The sequence below is a fragment of the Micromonospora sp. DT227 genome (genome assembly GCF_049841835.1).
GTDB lineage: Bacteria > Actinomycetota > Actinomycetes > Mycobacteriales > Micromonosporaceae > Micromonospora.
This window is the reverse complement of the sequence record NZ_JBNCLA010000008.1, coordinates 341,596-362,564: the sequence shown is the minus strand read 5'-3', so window position 1 is coordinate 362,564 and position 20,969 is coordinate 341,596. Positions and strand designations below refer to the sequence as shown.

General features: G+C 71.1%; 16 protein-coding genes. 12 read left to right on the top strand and 4 right to left on the bottom strand.

Annotated features, from left to right (window positions below; all coding sequences use genetic code 11):
- The 4 genes from ACLQ2W_RS26100 to ACLQ2W_RS26085 form a co-directional block, all read left to right on the top strand.
- Positions 1 to 1,566 (top strand): condensation domain-containing protein (locus ACLQ2W_RS26100; protein WP_425789497.1); only part of this gene is annotated, 1,566 nt, incomplete at its 5' end.
- A gap of 31 nt (positions 1,567 to 1,597) precedes the next feature.
- Entirely contained in the window at positions 1,598 to 3,160 is a 1,563-nt protein-coding gene (locus tag ACLQ2W_RS26095; RefSeq protein WP_425789495.1) for a B12-binding domain/radical SAM domain-containing protein, read from the top strand.
- Positions 3,157 to 3,852, top strand: coding sequence for a class I SAM-dependent methyltransferase (locus ACLQ2W_RS26090; protein ID WP_425789493.1), 696 nt, complete (start codon positions 3,157 to 3,159; stop codon positions 3,850 to 3,852). Before ACLQ2W_RS26095 ends, ACLQ2W_RS26090 begins: the two co-directional genes overlap by 4 nt.
- Before the next feature lie 74 nt (positions 3,853 to 3,926).
- The gene (locus ACLQ2W_RS26085) at positions 3,927 to 5,804 is read left to right on the top strand and encodes a cobalamin-dependent protein (RefSeq protein WP_425789491.1); all 1,878 of its coding nucleotides are present in this window, start codon (positions 3,927 to 3,929) and stop codon (positions 5,802 to 5,804) included.
- 16 nt (positions 5,805 to 5,820) lie between these two features.
- Here ACLQ2W_RS26085 and ACLQ2W_RS26080 read toward each other — a convergent pair whose 3' ends face one another.
- Together ACLQ2W_RS26080 and ACLQ2W_RS26075 are read right to left on the bottom strand one after the other, a co-directional pair.
- Positions 5,821 to 7,008, bottom strand: coding sequence for a GNAT family N-acetyltransferase (locus ACLQ2W_RS26080; protein WP_425789489.1), 1,188 nt, complete (start codon positions 7,006 to 7,008; stop codon positions 5,821 to 5,823).
- A gap of 101 nt (positions 7,009 to 7,109) precedes the next feature.
- On the bottom strand, positions 7,110 to 8,336 hold the full coding sequence (locus ACLQ2W_RS26075) for an MFS transporter (RefSeq protein ID WP_425789487.1): 1,227 nt from the start codon (positions 8,334 to 8,336) through the stop codon (positions 7,110 to 7,112).
- A 497-nt stretch (positions 8,337 to 8,833) separates the two neighbouring features.
- On the opposite strand from ACLQ2W_RS26075, the gene ACLQ2W_RS26070 reads away from it, so the two are divergent.
- The 7 genes from ACLQ2W_RS26070 to ACLQ2W_RS26040 are packed head-to-tail and all read left to right on the top strand — an operon-like array spanning position 8,834 to position 16,219.
- Positions 8,834 to 10,180 carry a SidA/IucD/PvdA family monooxygenase gene (locus ACLQ2W_RS26070; protein WP_425789485.1) on the top strand — a complete coding sequence of 449 codons (1,347 nt, stop codon included), beginning with the start codon at positions 8,834 to 8,836 and terminating at the stop codon, positions 10,178 to 10,180.
- Positions 10,177 to 10,548 (top strand): cupin domain-containing protein, encoded by a 372-nt coding sequence (locus tag ACLQ2W_RS26065; RefSeq protein ID WP_405090219.1) that lies wholly within the window; start codon positions 10,177 to 10,179, stop codon positions 10,546 to 10,548. Before ACLQ2W_RS26070 ends, ACLQ2W_RS26065 begins: the two co-directional genes overlap by 4 nt.
- Entirely contained in the window at positions 10,545 to 12,098 is a 1,554-nt protein-coding gene (locus ACLQ2W_RS26060) for a class I tRNA ligase family protein (protein WP_425789483.1), read from the top strand. The genes ACLQ2W_RS26065 and ACLQ2W_RS26060 overlap by 4 nt, the downstream gene beginning before the upstream one ends.
- Positions 12,095 to 13,237 (top strand): FAD-dependent oxidoreductase, encoded by a 1,143-nt coding sequence (locus ACLQ2W_RS26055; protein ID WP_425789481.1) that lies wholly within the window; start codon positions 12,095 to 12,097, stop codon positions 13,235 to 13,237. Before ACLQ2W_RS26060 ends, ACLQ2W_RS26055 begins: the two co-directional genes overlap by 4 nt.
- Positions 13,234 to 14,535, top strand: a complete 1,302-nt coding sequence (locus ACLQ2W_RS26050; protein WP_425789479.1) for an ATP-grasp domain-containing protein — start codon at positions 13,234 to 13,236, stop codon at positions 14,533 to 14,535. The genes ACLQ2W_RS26055 and ACLQ2W_RS26050 overlap by 4 nt, the downstream gene beginning before the upstream one ends.
- Positions 14,532 to 14,867, top strand: a complete 336-nt coding sequence (locus ACLQ2W_RS26045; protein WP_425789477.1) for a hypothetical protein — start codon at positions 14,532 to 14,534, stop codon at positions 14,865 to 14,867. The genes ACLQ2W_RS26050 and ACLQ2W_RS26045 overlap by 4 nt, the downstream gene beginning before the upstream one ends.
- Complete coding sequence (locus ACLQ2W_RS26040; protein WP_425789475.1) at positions 14,864 to 16,219, top strand: FAD-binding oxidoreductase; 1,356 nt, start codon at positions 14,864 to 14,866, stop codon at positions 16,217 to 16,219. The genes ACLQ2W_RS26045 and ACLQ2W_RS26040 overlap by 4 nt, the downstream gene beginning before the upstream one ends.
- Before the next feature lie 174 nt (positions 16,220 to 16,393).
- Here ACLQ2W_RS26040 and ACLQ2W_RS26035 read toward each other — a convergent pair whose 3' ends face one another.
- Positions 16,394 to 16,537, bottom strand: coding sequence for a hypothetical protein (locus ACLQ2W_RS26035; RefSeq protein WP_425789473.1), 144 nt, complete (start codon positions 16,535 to 16,537; stop codon positions 16,394 to 16,396).
- Positions 16,538 to 16,744: 207 nt separating this feature from the next.
- Between ACLQ2W_RS26035 and ACLQ2W_RS26030 the strand changes: the two genes are divergently transcribed.
- Complete coding sequence (locus tag ACLQ2W_RS26030; protein ID WP_425789471.1) at positions 16,745 to 18,139, top strand: NB-ARC domain-containing protein; 1,395 nt, start codon at positions 16,745 to 16,747, stop codon at positions 18,137 to 18,139.
- Between the two features lie 241 nt (positions 18,140 to 18,380).
- On the opposite strand, the gene lanL is transcribed toward ACLQ2W_RS26030, so the two are convergent.
- Complete coding sequence (gene lanL / locus ACLQ2W_RS26025; protein WP_425789469.1) at positions 18,381 to 20,969, bottom strand: class IV lanthionine synthetase LanL; 2,589 nt, start codon at positions 20,967 to 20,969, stop codon at positions 18,381 to 18,383.

The window sequence follows — 20,969 nt, the reverse complement described above, 5'->3', positions numbered from 1 at the left end:
ACCGACAACTTCTTCGACCACGGCGGACACTCCCTCCTCGCCACCCGCCTCATCAGCCGCATCCGCAGCACACTCGGCGTGCATCTGGACGTGTTCACCCTCTTCGAGGCGCCCACCGCGAAACTGCTCGCCGAGCACCTGCAGAACGACGACGACGGTCGGGCCCCGATCGAGGCCCGCGACCACGCGCACGGCGCACCGTTGTCCTTCGCCCAGCGCAGGCTCTGGTTCCTGCACCGGTTCGAGGGCGAGGCGACCTACAACGTGCCGTTGGCGTTGCGGCTGTCCGGCCGGCTCGATGTCCGCGCGCTCACCGCCGCGCTCAACGACGTCGTCGGCCGCCACGAAAGTCTGCGCACGGTGTTTCCCGAGCGGGACGGGGAGCCGTGGCAGGAGATCAAGCCGGCGGCCGAAGTCCACGTCCCGATCGCCGTCGAGACGGTCACCGCCGAGACGCTGCCCGACGCGCTCGCCCGCGCCGCGCAGACGCGCTTCGACCTCGAACGCGACCTGCCGCTGCGCGCCGCGCTCCTCCGCCTCGGCCCGAGCGAACACGTCCTGCTGCTGCTGATGCACCACATCGCGGCAGACGGCTGGTCCATGGCGCCACTCGCCCGCGACCTGTCGAGCGCGTACGCCGCCCGTCTCACCGGCGAGGCGCCGCGGTGGGAGCCGCTGCCGGTGCAGTACGCCGACTACACGGTGTGGCAGCACGAGACGCTCGGCGTCGGCACCGACCCGGCCAGCCGCCTGGCCCAGGAGACCGACCACTGGCGCACCACGTTGACCGGGCTGCCCGACGCGCTGACCCTGCCCACGGACCGGCCCCGCCCGACCGTCGCCAGCTACCAGGGCGAGACGTACCGCTTCACCATGGACGCCGTCCTGCACGAGCGGGTGGTGACGATGGCCCGCGCCCGCGGCGCGACCGCCTTCATGGTGCTGCTCGCCGGGCTGGCCGGCCTGCTCAGCCGGCTCGGTGCGGGCACTGACGTGCCGGTCGGCTCCCCGATCGCCGGGCGTACCGACGAGAAGCTCGACGACCTGGTCGGCTTCTTCGTCAACACGCTGGTGATGCGCATGGACCTGTCGGGCGACCCGACGTTCGGTGAGCTCGTCGAGCGGGCCCGGTCCACCGCGCTCACCGCGTACGCCCACCAGGACGTGCCGTTCGAGCACCTCGTCGAAGCCGTCAGCCCGGCCCGGTCCCTGGCGCACCATCCCCTGTTCCAGGTCATGCTGGCGCTGCAGAACACACCGGAGGGCCGACTCGACATGCCCGGCATCACCGCGAGTTACCAGCCCGCGCACACCGGAACGTCCCGGTTCGACCTGTTCTTCAGCCTGTGGGAGAGCTACGACGACGGTCGCCCGGCCGGGCTCGCGGGCGTCCTCGAATACTCCACGGACCTGTTCGACCCGGCGACCGTGCGGACGCTCATCGAGCGGTGGAGCCAGTTCCTCACCACCGCGCTCCAGGAGCCGGACCGCCCGATCGGGCGCATCGACGTCACCACCCCGGAAGAACTACGGCGAGTGCTGGCCGAATGGTCATCCGGGGCCTGACCTCCGCCACGGACGGAAGGGAAGGTAGGAGATGGCACTTCGCGTCGTGGCGGTCGCCCCGCCCGAGCTGCCCGCGAGCGGGCTCGGCCGGCACACGCTGACCAGCGCCGACCCCGCCAGCCTGTTCAACGCGTGCCGGGTCGCGGGGCAGCGGGCGGCGAACGGCACCGGCGCCTGGGGCGACTCGAACTGGGCCGGAGGCCGCGCGTCCCGGCGGGAGTCGGTGCTGCTGATGCACAGCCTGGTCGAGGACATGGCGCGGTTCGATGCGCTCCTGGAGCGGTTCGAGCCGAACCTGCTGCTGCTCGGCGCCATGTCGGTGTGTCTGCCCGGCGCGGTCGCCTGCGCGGTCCGCGCCAAGCAGCGCCTCGGCGACCGGGTCCACGTCGTCCTCGGCGGCCGGCACGCGTCGGAGACGATCTGGCAGGCCGGCGGCACGGTGCGGCACCATCCGGGGTCGCCGGTGCGCCTGATCGCCGACGGCACCCTGCCGCCCGTCTTCGACCTGGTGGTCGCCGGTCCGGGTGAGCATGTCATCGCGGGGCTCGGTGAGGTGATCGCCACCGCCACCCAGCCCGCGACGTCCGCCGACCTGGCCGCCGGGATCGCCGACGAGCCGGGCGACTGGATAGCCAGCTGGGCCGACGGCGACCTGCCGCGCGCGGTCACCTCACGGCGGCCGACATTCAGCCGTGACCAGCTACCGAGCCCGGCCGAGATCTTCGGCGTCGGCGCCAGCTTCGACGTGTTCGGCGGCCGGCTCACCGGGCACGTCTTCAGCGACACCGGTAACGGTTGTGTCTTCGACTGTGACTTCTGCAGCGAACGCCGCAGCGTCACCGGCGGCCTGGTCGACCTCGGCAACGGCGCCGACCGCCTGGTCCGGCAGTTGCGCGCCGTCAGCGACGTGGTCGCGGCCGACGCGCCCGGTCGCGGCGCCAGCGCCTTCATCGAGGACTCCACCATTCTCGGCGGATCGCCGCGGGAGATCACCCGGCTGGTCGACCTGCTGGACCGGACCGACCTGGACATCCGGTTCGGCGGGCAGTTCACCATCGACCAGATCCTCAGCCGCACCGACCTCATCAAGGGACTGACCGAGGTCGGCATGGACTACGTCTTCATCGGGGTGGAGACGCTCGACCCGGGCGGCATCGGCGGCATGAGCAAGGACCGGCGGCCGGACGGGGCCGCGTGGATGAGCCGCACCGAGCAGGCCATCGACCAGCTCACCCAGCTCGGCGTCCAGACCGGGGCGGCGGTGCTGTTCGGCCTCGGCGAGCCGCACCGCGACCGGCTCGCCCTCCTGCGCCAGCTGAGCGACTGGCGCGACCGGTACGGCGGACCGTGGCCGGTCAGCCTCAACTGGGCCACCCAACATCCGTTGCGCGGCTCCGACGGTGGCACCGGCTACCGGTACAGCGAATGGTCGGTGCCCGCCGGCGAGTGGGCCGAAGCGTTCGACGACTTCGGGGAAGCCACCACGCGTTACCCGCTCAGCGGCTGCGCGCCGCCGGTGCTGGCGGAGGTGCAGGAGATCCGGGCGACATTCCACGCGCTCTACGAACGGCCGAGCGGTGGTGGTGCGCGGTGACCACCCAGTTCTACGCGAGCGGTGCCGGCGACCGGCTGGTGGACGCCGACCTGCTCCCACCGGTGGTGCAGGCGCTGCTCGCGCACGAGGAGCGGATGCTGGACTCGATCAGTGCCGGGGTCGACGTGCTCGTCGAGGTCGGCAGCATGTCGGGCCTGCATCTTGAGTGGGCGGTCCGCCGCGGCCTGGGGTACGTCGGCGTCGACGTCGTTTCCCGCTACGTGGCCGAGGGCAGGGCACGGCTGGCCGATCGCGCGCTGCCCGCGGACCGGTACCGCTTCGCGCTCGCCGACGCCGAGGAGCTGCCGGCCGTGGCACTGCCACCGGGGCGAGCGGTGGCGTTGTTCCCGTTCAACAGCTTCGGCAACATGGCCCGGCCCCGCGCCGTGTTGACCGCGCTGGCCGGCAGCGGCCTGCCGTTCGCCATCAGCACCTATCGCACGGACCGGGACGCGTCGCGGCGGCGGCGGGAGTACTACGACGCCTGCGGCTACACCGGGCTGCGGCTCACCGAGGACGCTGACGGGGTGCGGTTCCGCAACGACGAGGGTCTCGACACCGTCGCCTACCACCCGTCGCGCCTGGCCGAGTGGTTCCGCGCGGCGGGGCTCGCCGCGGAGCCCGTCGAGTTCGGTGGCTTCGGGTTGTTCTACGTCGGCGCGCCCACCGGCTCGCCACTCGCGCCAGCCTGAACGGCAGGGAGGCCGGTGGATGAACGCCACCGGCCACGACAGTGACAAGGGGAACACCGATGCGAACGGTCGGCATGGTTGAGCTCTCCGTCTTTGAGCGGATCACCCCGCTGGTCTCCGGATACCTGGAAGCGTATGCCCGCGCCGATGACGTCCTCACCGGTGAGTACGTGTACCGGACGTACACCACCAGCATCAAGACCCCGGCCGCCGAGGTGACGCGCCACGTCCTGGACCTCGACGCCGACATCTACACGTTCAGCTGCTACGTGTGGAACATGGGCCTGGTGCGGCAGGTCCTGGCCGCGCTGCGCGCCGCCAGACCACACGTGCCCGTCCTGCTCGGCGGCCCCCAGGTCATGCAACACGCCGACCAGCAGCTCAGCCCGACCGACACGGTCACCGCCGTCTGCAACGGCGAGGGCGAGGGCATCTTCGCCGCGTACCTGCGCGAGCTGACCGAAACGACGCCGGACCTGACCAAGGTCCCCGGCCTCAGCGTGCGCCGCGACGGGCAGCTCATCACGACGCCCGCACCGCCGCGGCTGGCCAACCTCAACGAGATTCCCTCGCCGTACCTCACCGGCCTGTTCGACGACGAATACACCATCGGCCTGCTGGAGACCAACCGCGGCTGCCCCTACCACTGCGGGTTCTGCTACTGGGGCGCGGCCACCAACGACCGGGTGTACCGGTTCGACGAGGAGCGCGTCCGCGACGAGATCACCTGGATGGGACGCAACAACGTCTTCTTCGTGTACCTCGTCGACGCCAACTGGGGCATGCTCGGCCGGGACATCGAGCTGTCGCAGCACATGGCCGACTGCACCCGCGAATACGGCATGCCCAAGACGGTCTACTTCTCGGCGGCGAAGAACAAGCCGCAGGCGGTCACCAAGATCACCGAAATCTTCCAGAACGCTGGTCTCGTCGCCTCCCAGCCGGTGTCGATCCAGAGCATGGAGCCCCGTGTCCTGGACCTGGTCGCCCGCTCCAACATCAAGCTCAGCGCCTTCGCCGCGCTCCAACAGGATCTGCGCGAGAAGCGGGTCAGCTCGTTCATCGAACTCATCTGGCCGCTGCCCGGCGAGACACTCGACTCCTTCAAGAGCGGCATCGGGCAGCTCTGCGACAACGGCGCGCAGACCGTCATCGCATACTCCCACCTGCTGCTCAACAACACCCCCATCTACCACAACCGGGATCGCCTGGGCCTGACCACCCGGCCGGCCGGCGGGGACGTCGCCGACGCCCGCATCGTGATCGCCACCCGCGAGGCCAGCACGGCCGACTTCGCCGACGGCATGCGCTTCTTCTACGCCGTGCACGCGCTGCACAACACCCGCAGCCTGCGCACCGTCGCGGAGTACCTGGTCGGCGCCGGTGTCACCACCTTCGCGGCCCTGTTCTCCGAGTTCGTCGACTACTGGCGCAGCCGCCCCGACGACCCACTGGTGCGCTTCGTCGAACACTCGATCGCCAGCGCCGACTACTACGACCTCGGCAACTACGGCCTCTTCGTCCACCTCGCGCTGCACCAGCATCGCGACGTGTTCGCCGAACAACTGCGCGACTTCGCCACCAGCCGCGACTGGTGGGCCGACCCGAAGGCCCGCGCCCGCTTCGAGATCGACACCATCAACCGCCCGTACGTCTACTCCAACACACCGCTGGACGAGCCGTCCGGCGCCGGCGCAGCCGTCCGGGTCCTCGGCCGCACCGGCCGCCAGTACACCGTCGAACTGGCCAGCGAGTGGACCGAGGAGCTACAGGACGCCGCGCGGCTGCCCGCCGGCGGCCCCGGCTACATCGTGGACCACAAGCGGTTGCAGTTCCCCAACATGGCCACGCAGACCCTGGAGCACAACGCGCACTACTGCCACGGCATGATCGAGAAGGTCGAGAACATCGCCCCCGTATGGCGAGCGGTCCCGGCACCGACTCAGCACTGACAGCGAGGCGGGTGGATCAGCCCTTACCGAACGCGTACGGCGTGCGGCGAGGCAGCAGTGCGCGTAGCTCGGCCGCCACGTTGTCGGAGATGTCACCCAGGCCACGCGCGACGACGTCGGCCGGGTCCAGCACACCGTAGGCCAGTCCGGACAGTCCAGCGGCGGTGAGCGTGGCCCTCTCCCCGCCCTGTCCGGCGACGGTGACGTCGATCGTCCCGCGGGTTCCGTCGAGCAGATACCGCCCCGCGAGCAGCTCATCCTCGACGATCTCTATCTGAGCCCGTCCGGAGCCACAAGGCACGTCGCGGAGCGCGTCCATCGACAGGAGCCGACCCATGAGGGGCGGTGACGTGGGGAAGGCCGCCGTCGCCTCGGTCCGGACGGCAAGGGAGCCCGCCCAGGTCTCGGGGTGCTCGTCCGGCGCGACGGTGACCGCGATCTCGGCGACCTGGTGGACGTGCTGGGCGAGGAACCGGAGCAACAACGCCCGCCCGAGCCCACTGGTGTACAGCAACTCGTCACCGTGCAGGCGACCGCCGTAGCCGTCGATGCGGTAGGTGAGCACACCGACCACCTCCCCGTCGACCGAGGCGACGGCGAGCCACCGGTCGGCGGGGGCGAGGATGCGGGCAGCTCGGTAGTCGGGGGTGAACATGAAACCGTGCCGTTGCGCCAGCAGGCGTCGCTGGAAGGCGCGGTAGACCTCGAAGCCATCCGGTATTCCCTGCCAGGACACGTCGCCGGGGAGTTCGACGCCCAGCAGCGGCGCCAACCCCTCGGGCGCGAACGTCGCCGTACGGTTGAGTGGCAGCCCGACGTAGCCCAGTTGTTCGTAGAACGACGGATGGAAGGGATAGAGCGTGGCCAGCAGGTGTCCCGTGTCGAGCATGTCGCGGTGAAGCCGGCGCATCAACCGACGACAGTGGCCCTGTCGGCGGGCCGCGGGATGGGTGGCCACCCAGGCGATGCCCGCCATGCGCATGACGATGCCGCGCAGGTTCTGGTGCGTCGGGATCGCCGCCGCCGTGGCGAGCGTCCGGCCACCGTCCTCAGCGATCAGCGTGTGGTTGCCCTCGTGAAAGGGGAGGATGCTCGCCAGGCCCTCCGCCGCGTCCGGGGACGGCGATTCGTCGAAGGCGTACGGATAGAGGGTGAAGGCGGTGCGCAGGCGTTCGTCGCCGGAGACATGGCGGATGTCGCTCATCGGGATCAACCTTTCCTTGCACGGCGTGCTCGATCGGGACATTCCGGCCCGCCCTCGGACGGGGCCCGTCATCTGGCGTGCGACGTCGCGCGGCGGTCGCACTACGGCGCCTGGCGCGGGGTCTTCATTCCGAGCCGGGCGCACCAGGCCGCCACCAGGCCGAGTCCGCCGCACAGCCACCAGACCCCGTTGCCCAGCCACACCCACGCCGCGACCCCGACCAGCGGGCCGGCGGCCATCCCCAGGCCGAACGTCGCCTGGTGCGCGCTGATGTAGCGGGCGTTCACCGGCGCGGGAAACGTGGCGGGGTAGGCGAACATGGTGGGCCCGTTGATCATGGTGCCGAACACGAACACGACGGTGCACGCGACGAGCGCCACGGCCGAGCCACCGCTGACCCCGAAGCTGGCCGCGCCGACTGCCATGAGCACGGTGCCCGCCGTGGCCGCGACGTGGCCGGGCCAACGCGCGACGCTCGCGGTGATCTTCAGCTCGCAGAGGATGAGCACGATCGACGCGGTGACCAGTACGCCGCTGTACAGACCGGTGGAGTGCCCCTCGGCGCTGATCTTGAGCGGGAGGACGACGTTGAACTGGACGTAGATGACCGCACCGATCAGCGTCGAGACGAGGAAGAACCAGAAGCGCCTGTCGCGCAACAGGATGCCGTACACCATGCGGGTACCGCTCGCGCCCTGGACAGCCGCGCCGGGCGCCCCTCGTCCGGTCCGCAGGTCGGGCAGCAGCCAGCGGGCGAGGATCGCGTAGACCAGAGCGGTGGCAGCGTCGAACCACAGCAACAGGTTCCAGTCCAGCAGGATCAGCCCGGCGGCGACCAGCGGGCTCAGCGCGGCGCCGATGTTCAGTGCGATGCGCATCATCGAGAAGCCCATGACGCGCAGGTCTTCCGGCATCAGGTCGCTCAACAGCACGGCCGCGGCGGGACGGTAGCTCTGGGTCGCGAGCCCGGCCAGCAGCATGGCGACCATCAGCACGCCGAACGTCGAGGGTCGGCTGAGCAGAGGCAGGACGGCGAGGATCGCGGCAGAACCGAGCATCGCGACGGTGATGGCGCCGCGCGGGCCGATGCGGTGGATCAGCTCGCCGCCGACGAGTACGCCCACCACCGATCCGACGCTGTAGGCGGCGATCGCGGTGCCGGCCTGCCCGGCGGAGAACCCGCGGAAGACCAGGTAGAGCACCATGAACGTCTGGACCACCGCGCCGAGCTGGTTGACCAGCACGCCCCCGAGCAGACAACGCACCGGTGTCGGGGTCCGGCGTAGAACGGTGAGCACACCGGCGGGTCTGTCGATGGTGGCGGTCACGGCGATGTCTCCAGGTGGCTCGTCGTCAGGTGGCGGGCGGGCACGACATCGAAGACCGCCCCTCCCACCTCTGGCTGCCATTGCAGCGCGCCGAAGAGTTGGTCGGAAGTTTTGACCGCGCAGAATAACCAATTCACACACCCCCGTGGGAATAGCTCCCAGCAGAATTCGCGGCGGCGACGGATGGCCGCGGATGACAGCTGCCGAGTCGACGGCCGGATCCTGCCGCGATCCGGCCGGAGCCGCGACCGGACCGCTCGCGCGCCACACATCCGGACCCCTTTCATTCGGCCGACAAAGGTCGTATCCGCCATACCGATAAACTCATCGACCACGGTCACGATCACTTGATTGTCTTCCGCCCCCAATGCTTTCCATCAATGCGTACTTCGGCTTGAGTGAATGCACGACAGCCGGAAAACGCTGTTGTCGACGGTGCGCCGCGCCCCCACGGCGTGCCGTCGCGGCACATCACACCCGTCCCGGAAGGAATACACGTGTCTGTCCACGACGTGGATGTTCTGATGATCGGCGCAGGTCCGTCGAACCTCGCGCTGGCGGTGGCCCTCGAGGAGTGCGACTCACCCGAGGTCGCCGGCCGGGCCATGGTCCTTGAGCAGTACGGGGATGTGAAGTGGCAGCGGAATCTGCTTCTGCCCTGGACCCGCAGTCAGGTGTCGTACCTCAAGGATCTGGTGACCCTGCGGAACCCGCGCAGTCGCTTCTCGTTCCTGAACTTCCTGCACGAGAACGGGGAACTCGACGCGTTCGTCAACCTCGGCACGTTCAACCCGTTCCGGTGGCAGCTGTCGGCCTACCAGCAGTGGGTGGCCGACACGCTGGAGCACGTCCGGGTGCGGTACCAGGTCCGCGCCGAGCGGATCCAGCCGATCCGAGCCGACGACGCCGCGGTGCTCGGCTTTGTGGTGCACCTGTCCGACGGCGACACGATCGTCTGCCGCGACCTGGTCTTCGGTGGCGGCCGGGACGCCTTCGTGCCCGAGGTGTTCCGCGGCCTGCCCACCGAGCGCGTCATCCACAGCACCGAGTACGGCAGCCGGGTCGGCGCCGCCACGAGCCTGGCCCGCCCGGACGGGCCACTGCGGCCGGTGGTCGTCGGTGGCGCGCAGAGCGCGGCCGAGATGTTCATGGCGCTGCACCAGGACGCCCCCGGCTCGTCGCCCGTGATGCTGCTGCGCTCGATCGCCCTCAAGAACTACCAGACCAGCAAGTTCGTCAACGAGCTGTTCTACCCGTCCTTCGTGGACACCTTCTTCGGCATGTCGGACCAGGTTCGCCACCGGGTGCTCAACGAGATGCACCTGACGAACTACGCGGGCCTGGCGCCGCCGTTCCTCGACGAGTTGTACTCCATGATCTACCGGCAGAAGATGCTCGGCCAGCCCGTCTCCAGCGTCCGCGGGCTCACCGAGGTCGTCGGGGCGAAGGTCGAGCCCGTGCCCGGCGGCGGTGCGGAGGTGGTGCTCGACGTTCGCGACCTCCGGTACGACAGCGTGGAGCAGGTCCGATGCGACGCGCTTTTCCTGGGCACCGGTTTCGACTCACGGATGCCGGCGATGGTGCGCCAACTGGCCGACACCATCGGTCTGCCGAAGGTCACCGTCAACCGGCACTACCGCGTCGATCTGGGCGCGGACGCCAGGGGCGCCCTGTACCTCCAGGGCGTCAACGAAGCCACGCACGGCATCTCCGACTCGCTCATCAGCGTGCTCGCGCAACGCTCGGCCGACATCGTCGGCGACATCGTCGACCGCCGTGTCGCCGACCGGGGCGCCGGCGTCGACCAGGTATCGGCCGACCGGGCGCTGGCGGTGCGGGCATGATCGACATTCGCCGCCTCGACCGTGATCGTCTGGAGCCTGCCTACGGGATCGACGGCCAGCGCCTGCTGCCCTGGCCGGCGCTCAACGCGCCGTTCGAGGGCGCCTGGTGCGTCCTGCGTGCCGGGACCGAGTCGACTCCGCACTCCCACCACGAATACGAGATCTTCATCGCCGTCTCCGGCACCGCCACGGTGGTCGTCGACGAGGCGCGGCATCCCTTCGCCGCGGGCGACATCGTCCGGTTGCCGCCGGGTTCCACCCACCGGGTGGTCAACGACGGCCCCGCCGACTTCGAGTACTACGGACTCTGGTGGGACCCCGAGATGTCGGCGACGTTCCTGGCCCGGCACGAAGCGGATCGTCGATGAGCACCCGGACGGTGGTCATCTCGCCGGCGCCGACGGCGAACGGGGACCTGCACCTCGGGCACATCGCGGGCCCGTTCCTCGCCGCCGACGTGCACACCCGCTACGCGCGGGCGCTGGGGCGGGAGGTGCTCCTGGGCACCGGCTGCCAGGACACCTCGACGTTCGTGGTGACGACCGCCCACCGTCGCGGCGTCCACCCGGACGAGCTGGTGGCCACCTCGGCCGCGCAGATCGAGTCGACCCTGCGGACGATGGGAATCGGTGTCGACAGCTACACCGGCGACGACGACCGATTCACCGGGTGGGTCGTCGACTTCATCGGCCGGCTGCGCGCGGCAGGCCGGCTGGAGCTGAGGACGATGCCGTTCCCGTACTCGGAGCGGACCGGGCAGTTCCTGGTGGACGGCTTCGTGTCCGGCAACTGCCCGGAGTGCCTGGCCGAGGGCTGCGCCGGGCTGTGCGAGAGCTGCGGGCACCTGGTGCCGGCGGGCGAGCTGCTCAACGTGCGGTCCGCCCTGGACCCGGACGAGCCGGTACCGCTGCGGGACGCCCGGGTGCTCGTCCTCCCGGTCGAGCGCTATCACGACCGGCTCCGCACGCACTTCGAGAGGCACGCCGACGGCATGCGGCCGCACATGGTGCAGGCGATGGCGCGGGTGCTGTCCCGACCACTGCCTGACTTCCCGGTGACCTATCCGGTGCCGTGGGGCATCAAGGTGCCGTTTCCGGAGGTCGCGGGGCAGGTGGTCAACCCCAACGCCGAAGCGATGGCGTGGAGCATGCACTGCTCGGCGCTGGCGGCGGAGAGCCGCGGACACCCTCCGGCCGGCGAGGACGGACTGTGGCGGGCCGGCAGCGAGTCGGAGATCGTCTACTTCCTCGGATTCGACAACTTCTACCCGTTCGCCATCACCGGTCCGGCGATGCTGCTGGCCTGCGACGACCGTTACGAGCTGCCCACCCGCTACCTGACCAACGAGTTCTACGAGCTGGACCACCAGAAGTTCTCCACCAGCCGCGGACATGTGGTGCGGGGCCGGGACCTGGCTGCCGAGGTGCCACGCGACCTGATCCGGTTCTACCTGGCCACGACCAGCCCGGAACACCAGCGGACCAGCTTCAGCCGGGACGCGCTGTCGAGAGTCACCGAGTCCCGACTGACCGGGCCGTGGAACCGGGTCGCCGATCGGGTGAACCGCTGGGTCGGGCGCGGCCCGCTGCCGGTGTCGGCGCGCTCGCGACACGCCGCAGCTCGCATGTCCGACCGGTTCGCGGCGTCCTACGAGTTGCCCGGGTTCAGCCTCAACCGCGCGGCGGAGGCGATCAGCGAGCACCTGGCCAGGCTGGACCGCTGGCCGGCGGCAGACGACGACGCCGGTGACTTCTGCTTCGAGGTCGGCTGGCTGCTCCGGTCGGCCGCGCCGATCCTGGTCGACCTGGCGGCCCAGGCCCTGGGGGAAGCCGCGACCGCCAGCACGGATCCCGCCGAGATCACCTCCGTCGTTCCGGTGCCGCTGCCGCGGCTTGCCGCGCCGAGGGGCGGGCGATGACCGGGGCCACCTGCCAGGCGGACCGGAACCGGCCGCGGGTCGTGGTGGTCGGTGCCGGCGTCACCGGGCTGCTCTCCGCGATCCGGTGCGTCCTGGCCGGGCACCGCGTGGTGCTGCTGGAGCACGGCCCGATCCCGCATCCGGAGTCGACGTCCTTCGACCAGCACCGTGTCCTGCGCGCCCTCGCCACCGGCGACGTGGCCGGCACCGGACGAGCGGCACGACTGCACCGCCGCTGGTGTGAGCTGGACGCCCTGATCAGCGGAGGTCTGTCGGGCGCCCGCCTCTATCGGCGCGTCGGGGTGCTGACGGCGCTCCCTCCCGACGGGGTCGCTTCGGCCGTCGCCACGGCCGAAGCCACCGGGCTGCCGATCCGGGTCACCGATCCGGCGGACCGTCCGCACATCGGTTTTCCGGCCGGCGCCGCGGTCGTGTTCGAGCCGCACGCGGGCGTCCTGCTCGCCGACCGCATCCTGCGGGCAGCGGTCCGGTGGTTGCGGCGTCACCGGCTGGCGGACCTGCGGCCCGGCCGGGAGGTCGTCGGCGTAGGACCGGACACCGGCCGGGTGCTGCTGGCCGACGGCTCGGTCGAGTCCGGTGACGCGGTGCTCGTCACGGCCGGGCCCTGGTCGGCGGCCCTGATCGACCTGCCGGTGACGCTGCACCGGCAGACCATGGTCTATCTGCGGCCACCGGCTGAGCTGGTTTACAGCTGGGCGGCGGCACCCGCCGCGGGTGGGATCGGCGCCGACGGCCGAGCCTGGTTGCTGCCCGCGGTGGCGGGCACCCTGCTCAAGATCAGCACCGACGCCGTCCGGCGTGGGGTGACCACGCTGTCCGATCCGGACGACGGAGCGGGCTGGGCCGCCCGGGTGCTCTCGGCCGGCATCGTGGCCGACGTCCACCGGTACGACGTCGTGCGCGTGCGGCACTGCCACTACGCCACCGCGGCCGGCGGGGACACCGGATTCGTCCGGATCGGGCTCCGGGCCTGGGCCCGCCCGGCCAGCGGCGGCGACGGATTCCGCACCGCTCCGCATGCCGTCGACGCGGTCGTCGACGAGCTTCCGGGGTCGAGCCGCGGGTGCCGCGGCGTCGACCCCATGACACCCACCGCACCCTGGAGGACACCCTCATGACCGCACCCGCACCCGGCGCGCTGCTCGTTGTCGGCAGCGGCCTCAGGCTCTACCGCGAGTACATCGTCCGTGCCGTCGCCGAACGTGCCCGTAAGGCCGGGCTGCGGCTGGTGCTGATCAACAATCTCCGGCCGACCTGGCAGCACGAGTACTTCGACGACATCGTCGTGGTCAACGTGTTCGATCACCGGTTGCTCGCCGAGACCGCCCGCGAGCTGGCCGGCAGGTACACCGTCACCGGGTTGATGTGCTGGGACGAGCCGCTGGTGATGCCCGCGGCCGAACTGGCCGCCGAGTTCGGCGTGCCCGGCCTGGGCGTACCAGGAGTGCACGGTTGCCGGGACAAGTACAGCTGCCGTACCCGGTTGACCGCGGGCGGCGCGCCGCAACCCGGGTTCGAGCTGACCGCCGATCTCGACCAGGCCCGCACGGCCGCCGCCCGGATCGGGTACCCGGTGATCGTCAAGCCGCGTGCGCTCGGCGCCAGCATGGGGGTCTCGCTCGCTTCCGACGAGCGGGAACTCGAGTTCGCGTACCGGGTCGCGCACGAGGCCAGCCTGATCGGCGACGAGCCCTACCGCGGTGGAGCCATCGTCGAGGGCTTCGTCGACGGTCCGGAGATCAGCGTCGACGGCGCCGTGCACAAAGGCGAGTACCTGCCGATGTTCGTCGCCAGGAAGACCACCGGCATGCCACCGTTCTTCGAGGAGACGGGGCACGTCGTGGACTCCGCCGACCCGCTGGGGTCCGACGACACGCTGCTGGACGCGCTGGTCACGGCGCATCGGATTCTGGGCATCGAGAACGGCATCACGCACACCGAGGTTCGGCTGACCCCGCACGGCCCGGTGATCATCGAGGTCAACGGCCGCCTCGGTGGTGACCTGATCCCGTATCTGGGTCAGATCGCCACCGGCATCGAACCGGGCAGCGTGCTGTTCGACGTCGCCACCGGCCAGCGGCCCGACCTCACCCATGGTCGCGCCGGCGTCGCCGGCATCCGGTTCGGCTACCCCGACCACGACTGCGTCGTACACTCGGTCGCCGTACCCGAGCAGGCGCCCGGCCTGGTGCTCGCGTCCCGCATGGTCGAGCCGGGCACCACACTGCGGCTGCCACCGGGCGGCTACATCGCCCGCCACTCGTTCGTCGTCTGCTCCGCCCCGGACCCGGAAACCTGCGCCCGGCAGCTCGACGACGCGGTGGCACTTGTCGAACTGGATGCCGAACCGGTCGCTCCCCCGCCGCCGGGCACCACTCTGACGATGCCCGCCGGGCTGCTGGACGTGGACGCGTGAGCATCGACTACGACGGCCGTCGGTTTCGCGCGCTGGGCGGCGGCGACGGCACCTGCGCCGTGTACCACCAGCGCGGGAACCTGGTCTGGGCGGTATTCGAGGGTGGCCGGGTTCGGCGCGGCACGATCACCGGCACCTGCGACGAGCGCGGCGTGCTCCGCCTCGCCTACACCATGGTGCTGGCCGGCGGCGAGGTGATCGCCGGGCACAGCACCAACACGCCGCAGTGGCTCGGCGACACCCTGGTGCTGCGTGAGGTCTGGCAGCGCTACGGCGAGCACACCGCCGCCGGCGTGTCGTACCTTGAGGAGATCCCGGGAGCGGCGCGATGACCGGATGGCGGATGCTGCGCGGCCTCGTCGACGGCGAGCTCCGGCTCCCCGGCGATCCCGGCTTCCCGGAAGCATGCTCGCCGGCGAACCGGCGGTTCGCCGGCATCCGACCGGCCGCCGTCCTCACGGTCGCCCACGCCGGGGATGTCAGCCGAGCCATCGACTGGGCCCGTGCCGAGTCGGTGCCGCTGGTCGCCCGCGGCGGCGGTCACAGCTATGCCGGTTACTCCGTGTCCTCCGGGCTGGTGCTGGACCTGCGGAAGCTCGCGGGTATCCGGTTCGACCCGGACAACGGGCAGGCCGTGGTGGCGGGCGGCACCCCGATGAAGGCCATCTACGCGGCCCTGCGGCCGTACGACGTCACGTTCCCGCTGGGCAACTCCGACACGGTCGGCATCGGGGGCCTGACCCTCGGCGGAGGTGTCACCACGATCTCTCGCGCGCACGGTCTCACCTGCGACGCGCTGGTCTCGACCGACGTGGTACTGGCCGACGGGACCAGGGTCACCGCCTCGGCGCGGGAACATCCGGACCTGTTCTGGGCATGCCGGGGTGGCGGGGGCGGCAACTTCGGTGTCAACACGAGCTTCACCTTCCAGGTCCGCCCCGCTCCGGCCGGCTCGACCTGCCTGGTGCTGTGGTCGTGGTCGCACGCGGTCGAGGTGCTCGCCACGATGCAGGAGATCATGCGGACGGCGCCGGACGGCTTCTCCGCCCGCATCGGCATCGCCCGCTCGTCCGGCGGCGCGGGTGTCGTGTCCGTGGTGGGCCACCACCTCGGCCCGGCAGCGGAGCTGCGCGAGTTGCTGGCGCCCGCCCACGCCGTCGCCCGGCCCCACCGGGCCGAGGTCGAGGACCGGGACTTCTGGGCCGCCGCCACCTACCTGCACCACAGCAGCGCCGGCGGCGCCTTCGCGGTACGGAACCGCTGCGTGCCGCACCCGATCGACGAGGCCGGACTGGTCGCACTGGTCCGGGCCGTGGAGACGTGGCCCGGCAGCGGGAACGCGGACGGGGCCGGGGCCGCGCTGTTCGCGTGGGGCGGGGCGATCAGCCGCGTACCGGTGACGGACACCGCGTTCCCGCATCGCGACACGCGGTTCCTGCTCAGCCTCGACACCTCATGGGCCGAAACCGACTCGCCGGAGGTCGTTCGCGCCAACCTGGAATGGCTGCACGCCCGCTACGTCGAGTCGGGCCGGTTCGCCCCGGACGCGTCCTACGTCAACTTCACCGACCCCGACCTCGAAGACTGGCAGCGGGCCTACTACGGGCCGAACGCCGAGCGGCTCGTGCAGGTCAAACGCCGGTACGACCCGGACCGCTTCTTCGCCTTCCCACAGGCGGTGTGACCGCGTTCCGGCGAGGGTCGACGCTTCTCAGTGATCCAGATCCCTCCGGCCGGTGGGCGGGAGTATCGCCGGCCCGGCGGTAAGGCCGACCCACCGCCCGCACGGCGCACCCGTCCGGGCCCTGTCACCGGGGCCGGGCTCGGACGGGTGCACGACCGGCCAGTTCGCTCGCGATCAGACCGCGACGGGCACCGGATGACGAATCCCGGCTCCGTTCACCAATGCGCGGAACATCTCGCCGGACCCGGTCGGAGCGACCAGCGGAAAGCCATCCACCCCACCCGGCCGATACTGCCGCGAAAAGGCGAAAGCCCACATTGAGCGAATGGTAGAACCAAACACCTCACCTCATGAACATGCGTACGCGGCGTCCGTATGAATTCGGCACGAGACGTGCCTGGGGATCAGCTGTGGCGGATCAGGCAGCGGAGACACCGGCTCAACAGTTCGGCGAACATCAGGGCTCGGTTCCCGCCGGGAGAGCCGATTACGCCGTGTTGAACAACGTGTGGGGGAGAAACCATCATGGGCAGACCCGAGAAGCCGGTCAATAAAGCCAGAGAACGCGTCGCCCAGTTTGCCGACGAATTGCGGCAACTGCGTGCGCTGGCGGGGAATCCGACATATCGCCAGATGGCGGAATGCGCGCTGTTCTCGCCGTCTGTGCTGTCCAGCGCCGCGAGCGGCAACCGGATGCCGTCCCTGCCGGTGACGCTCGCATTCGTCGCCGCCTGCGGTGGCGACGAGGACATCTGGCGGCAGCGCTGGCTCGCCGCCACGGGCGGGGAGGTACGGCTCTCCACGCGGGTACGGCCGGCGGGCCGGCGCGCCGACGGGCTCCCGTACCCGATGCAACTGCCACAGCGACCACGCGGATTCATCGGCCGGGCGGCGGAACTGGAGTGGTTGCGGATCCCCGGCGACACCCCGACCGTGATCAGTGGTCCGGCGGGGGTCGGCAAATCGGGCCTGGCTCTGCACCATGCCCACACGCAGGCAGCCGAGGCGACCGACGGGCAGCTGTACGCCGACCTCGGCGCGCACCATGCCCGCAGCGTGTCCAGCCCCTACGACATCCTGGACGGGTTCCTCCGGGCACTGGGGGTGTCGGGCGACCAACTGTCCGGCACCCTCGACCACCGCGTGGGCCTGTACCGCACGTTGGCGGCCGAACGCCGCCTGTTGATACTCCTCGACAACGTGTGGGACGAGCAGCAGGTGCGCCCGCTGCTGGTGGACAGTGACACGAGCACGATAATGCTGGTCAGCCGCAACCGGCTGCTGGGACTACGAGACGTTCGTCGGCTACAGGTCAGACCACTGGCGCGCACCGACTCCCTCGCCATGATCGAATCGGCCCTGCCCCTCACCGTCACGGCCGAGCCCGACGACCTCGACCGTCTCGCCGCGGCCTGCGGCGACCTGCCGCTGGCCCTGGACATCGCGCTCCGGAGGATCGCCCTGCGGCCACACACGGTCCTTCGGCAGGTGGTGGACGGTTGGCACCGTGGTGGAGACGTGCTGGGCTGGCTCCGCATCGGCGACCTGTCGATGCGGGAGTACCTCCGGTCGGCCTATCTGGCGCTGAGCCAGCCGGCCCAGATACTGCTGCACTGGTTGGCCCCGGTCGCCGCGGATGCGGTGAGCCCGCTGCCGCCGGAGGACGACGAACTGGTGGACGAACTCGTTGATGCGGGCATGCTCAGCAACACGCCCAGCGGATGCGTCGAACTGCGTCTGTCGCCGCTTGTGCGTGCGTTCGTTTCCGACACCGCCAGATCGGTGGCGCGCGGCCGGCCAGCCGTCGTCGGTCCGCTCCGTGCCAGCTACACCATGCCGCCTCGTAGCGAGACGTCACTGACAACTCCCAACTTCATGATGTTGGGCGTGTCTTCGGGACGTGGAGATCGTTCGGTCTGATCGTGCGGAGGGGTGAGCAGCCGCCGTGGATCGTCTCGGACGATCTCTGGGCCGAGATCGCGCCGCTGCTGCCACCCCGACCACCGCGCCGACCGCGGGTTCCGGGCCGCAAGCCCCTGGATGACGGGTGGGCGCCGGAGCCGCACCGTTCTCCGATCTCCCCGTCGGCAACGCGCCTCGCCACACCGTCGATCTCGCGCGGGGTCCTGGTCGACCACCGCGGCGTCCTCATCCGAACCGGTCAGCCGCCGACGAGGGTGGGGCGCGCCCCCGCGTGACCTCGGGGCAGGTGGCTGTACGGCACGACCTCCGGCGTGTCGGAGCGGTTGAGCCGGCGGAAGAAGCAGAGGATACCCGCGTTACCGGTGGCCCAGGACCACGGCGCGTCCTGCCGGTTGGCGTCGACGAACCGCGGCGCGTCGTCCGGCCCGTGGCTGCGGGTGAGCAGTTGCGCGACGACCGCCCGCGCCGCGCGCCGGTGCCGGTCGTCGCCGGTGTGCCGGGCGCAGTCGACGAGGAACCCGCCGACACCTGTCACTCCGCAGCACTGACCGAGGTTGGCCAGGCGGGGGATCCAGTCGGCGCAGGCGTCGGCCGCCGCCACGGCGGTCTCGGTGAACCGGGTGTCGGCCAACACCTCGGCGGCGTGCAGCAGGGTCCGGCCGATGCCGGCGAGGCCCTGGCACCAGGACACGGAGAGCGGGATCGCGCGGGGATCGCGGGCGCGGGCGACCAGCACCTCGGTACGCTCGCGCAACTCCCGGGACCGATCCCCGGCCGCCGCGAGCACACCCGGGTCGCCGGTGCGTGCGGCGTACGCGAGAAACAGGTCGACGAGCCCGGCCCGGCCGTGGGAGTAGCTGGCCGTCGGGTCGGTGTCGATCTCCTCGGGCAGCCCGGCGTCGAGCGTCACCGACAGGGTCATCTCGGTCTTGCCGAGCAGCCGGTCGACGCAGACCCGGGCGGCGTCGAGGTGGGCCGGGTCGTCGAGCACGTCGGCCAGGTAGAGGTGGCCGAGGCCGACGCCGGCCGTGCCGGTCATGATGTCGTCGTGCTCGTCGGCGGTGTCGAACGGCACCGCCGGGATCGGGGGCAGCGCCACGTCGAAACCGGCCTGCCGCAGCCGGGCGAGGAAGAGGTGGCTGCCGGTGGAGCCGAGGAACAGGCCGGGCGGCACGTCGGTGCGCGCGTTGGCCCGGACGGTGTGCGTGGCCAACCGGTCGAGCAGCTCCGGCACGCCCGGTACGTCCAGGTGGTGCACCAGTTCCAGGCCGACCCCGGCGCTGCCGGTGTAGACGCTGCCGTCCACGTTGGCGAACGCCGACGCCGGCTGCCGCAACTGCCGGAGTTCGACGTCGCGCATCAACTCGTCGAGCACCTGCCGCTCCACGACGAGCGGGTCGGCACGGGGCGCCTCCCGGCGGCGGGCGGGGACGGCACCTGTCGCCCACCGTTCGCCGGCCAGCGCCCGCAGCGCCGCGTCGGCCCGCGAGGGGGCCCCGTGGAGCAGGTCGGCCACCAGGGCGGTGAAGGTGGCGTGCGCGGGGCCGAGGATACGGTCCAGCGACTGGAGCATCCGCAGCGTGGGCACGCCACGCTCGGTCTCGCCCACGACCGGCGCCAGGCCGGTGGCGGCGAAGGCGAGGGTCATGCCGATGCCGTGGTGGTCGTCGGAGACGGTGGCGGGACCGTCGCGCATCTGGTCCCAGGAGGCGTAGCCGTGCGTGCCGCCGGGCACGTGCAGGCCGTCCAGGGCGGAGATGCCGAAGTCCACCAGGTACGCCCGGTCCGCACCGAGCACCACGTTGCGCGGGGTGATGTCCCGCATGACCACGCCGCGCCCGTGCAGCGCCAGCACGGTACGCGCCAGCTCGCCCACCGTCCGGAGGAACTCGCCCGACACCGGCGTGCCGGCGCGGAGCATGGCGCCGCGGTTTCCGACCCGGTAGGCGAGGTCCTGCTCGCCGACGTCGGTGGTGACCAGGAACTCGTCCTCGCCGTGGGCGAAGTGGTCGATGAACCCGGGCACCCCCGGCACCCCGTCGCAGGCGGTGAGCACCCGGCGTTCGTTGCGGAGGCGGGAGCGGGCGTCGAGGCCGTTGCCGGAGTCCCCCACGTACGCCCGGGCCTGCTTGACGATGACCACCCGGTCGGTGGCGGTGTCCCGGGCGCGGAAGACGCTGCCCTGCGCGGTCCGCTGGAGGCCGTCCTCCGGCCGGTACCGGGCGCCGAGCAGCGCCGGCATCTCGTCGTCGCCCGGCGGGAAGGGGTCGCTCACCCAGTCCGGCTGGCGGTAGTCGAGGTCGGCGACGGCGTCGAACGACTCCCCGTCCGGTCCCGGGATCCGCATCGCCAGGCGCCCGCGCTCGCCCCGGTACCAGCGGGCCACGAACGGGCCGTAGCGGTAGTAGACGGGGGCGTCGTCGGCGACGCGGCGGTCGCTGAGCACCCGTGGGCCGGGATGCCCGCGCAGCAACGCGGCCAGCGCGAGGCCGAGTTCGCGGACCCGGTCCTGCTCCGGGTAGATCGTCATCGCCTTGCCGACGGTGGCCGGCGAGTCGATGCCGTAGTTCATCCCGCTGAGCACGTCACCACTGCTGGCGAGCTTGAAGCTGCAGCCCGCGTCGAGCAGGAACGGCACCGCGCGGGTGGCGAGCGCCGGGAAGTCCTCGGCTCGCGAGGAGACGTGCAGCTTCCAGCCGTGGTCCGGAAGCCGCACGCCCTCGCGGTCGACGTAGCACCACTGCGGCCCGAGGCGCACCGTGAACCGGCCGCCGTACCGTTCGTCGACGAGCCGTTGGATGAACGGCGCGGGTTCCCAGTCGGACAC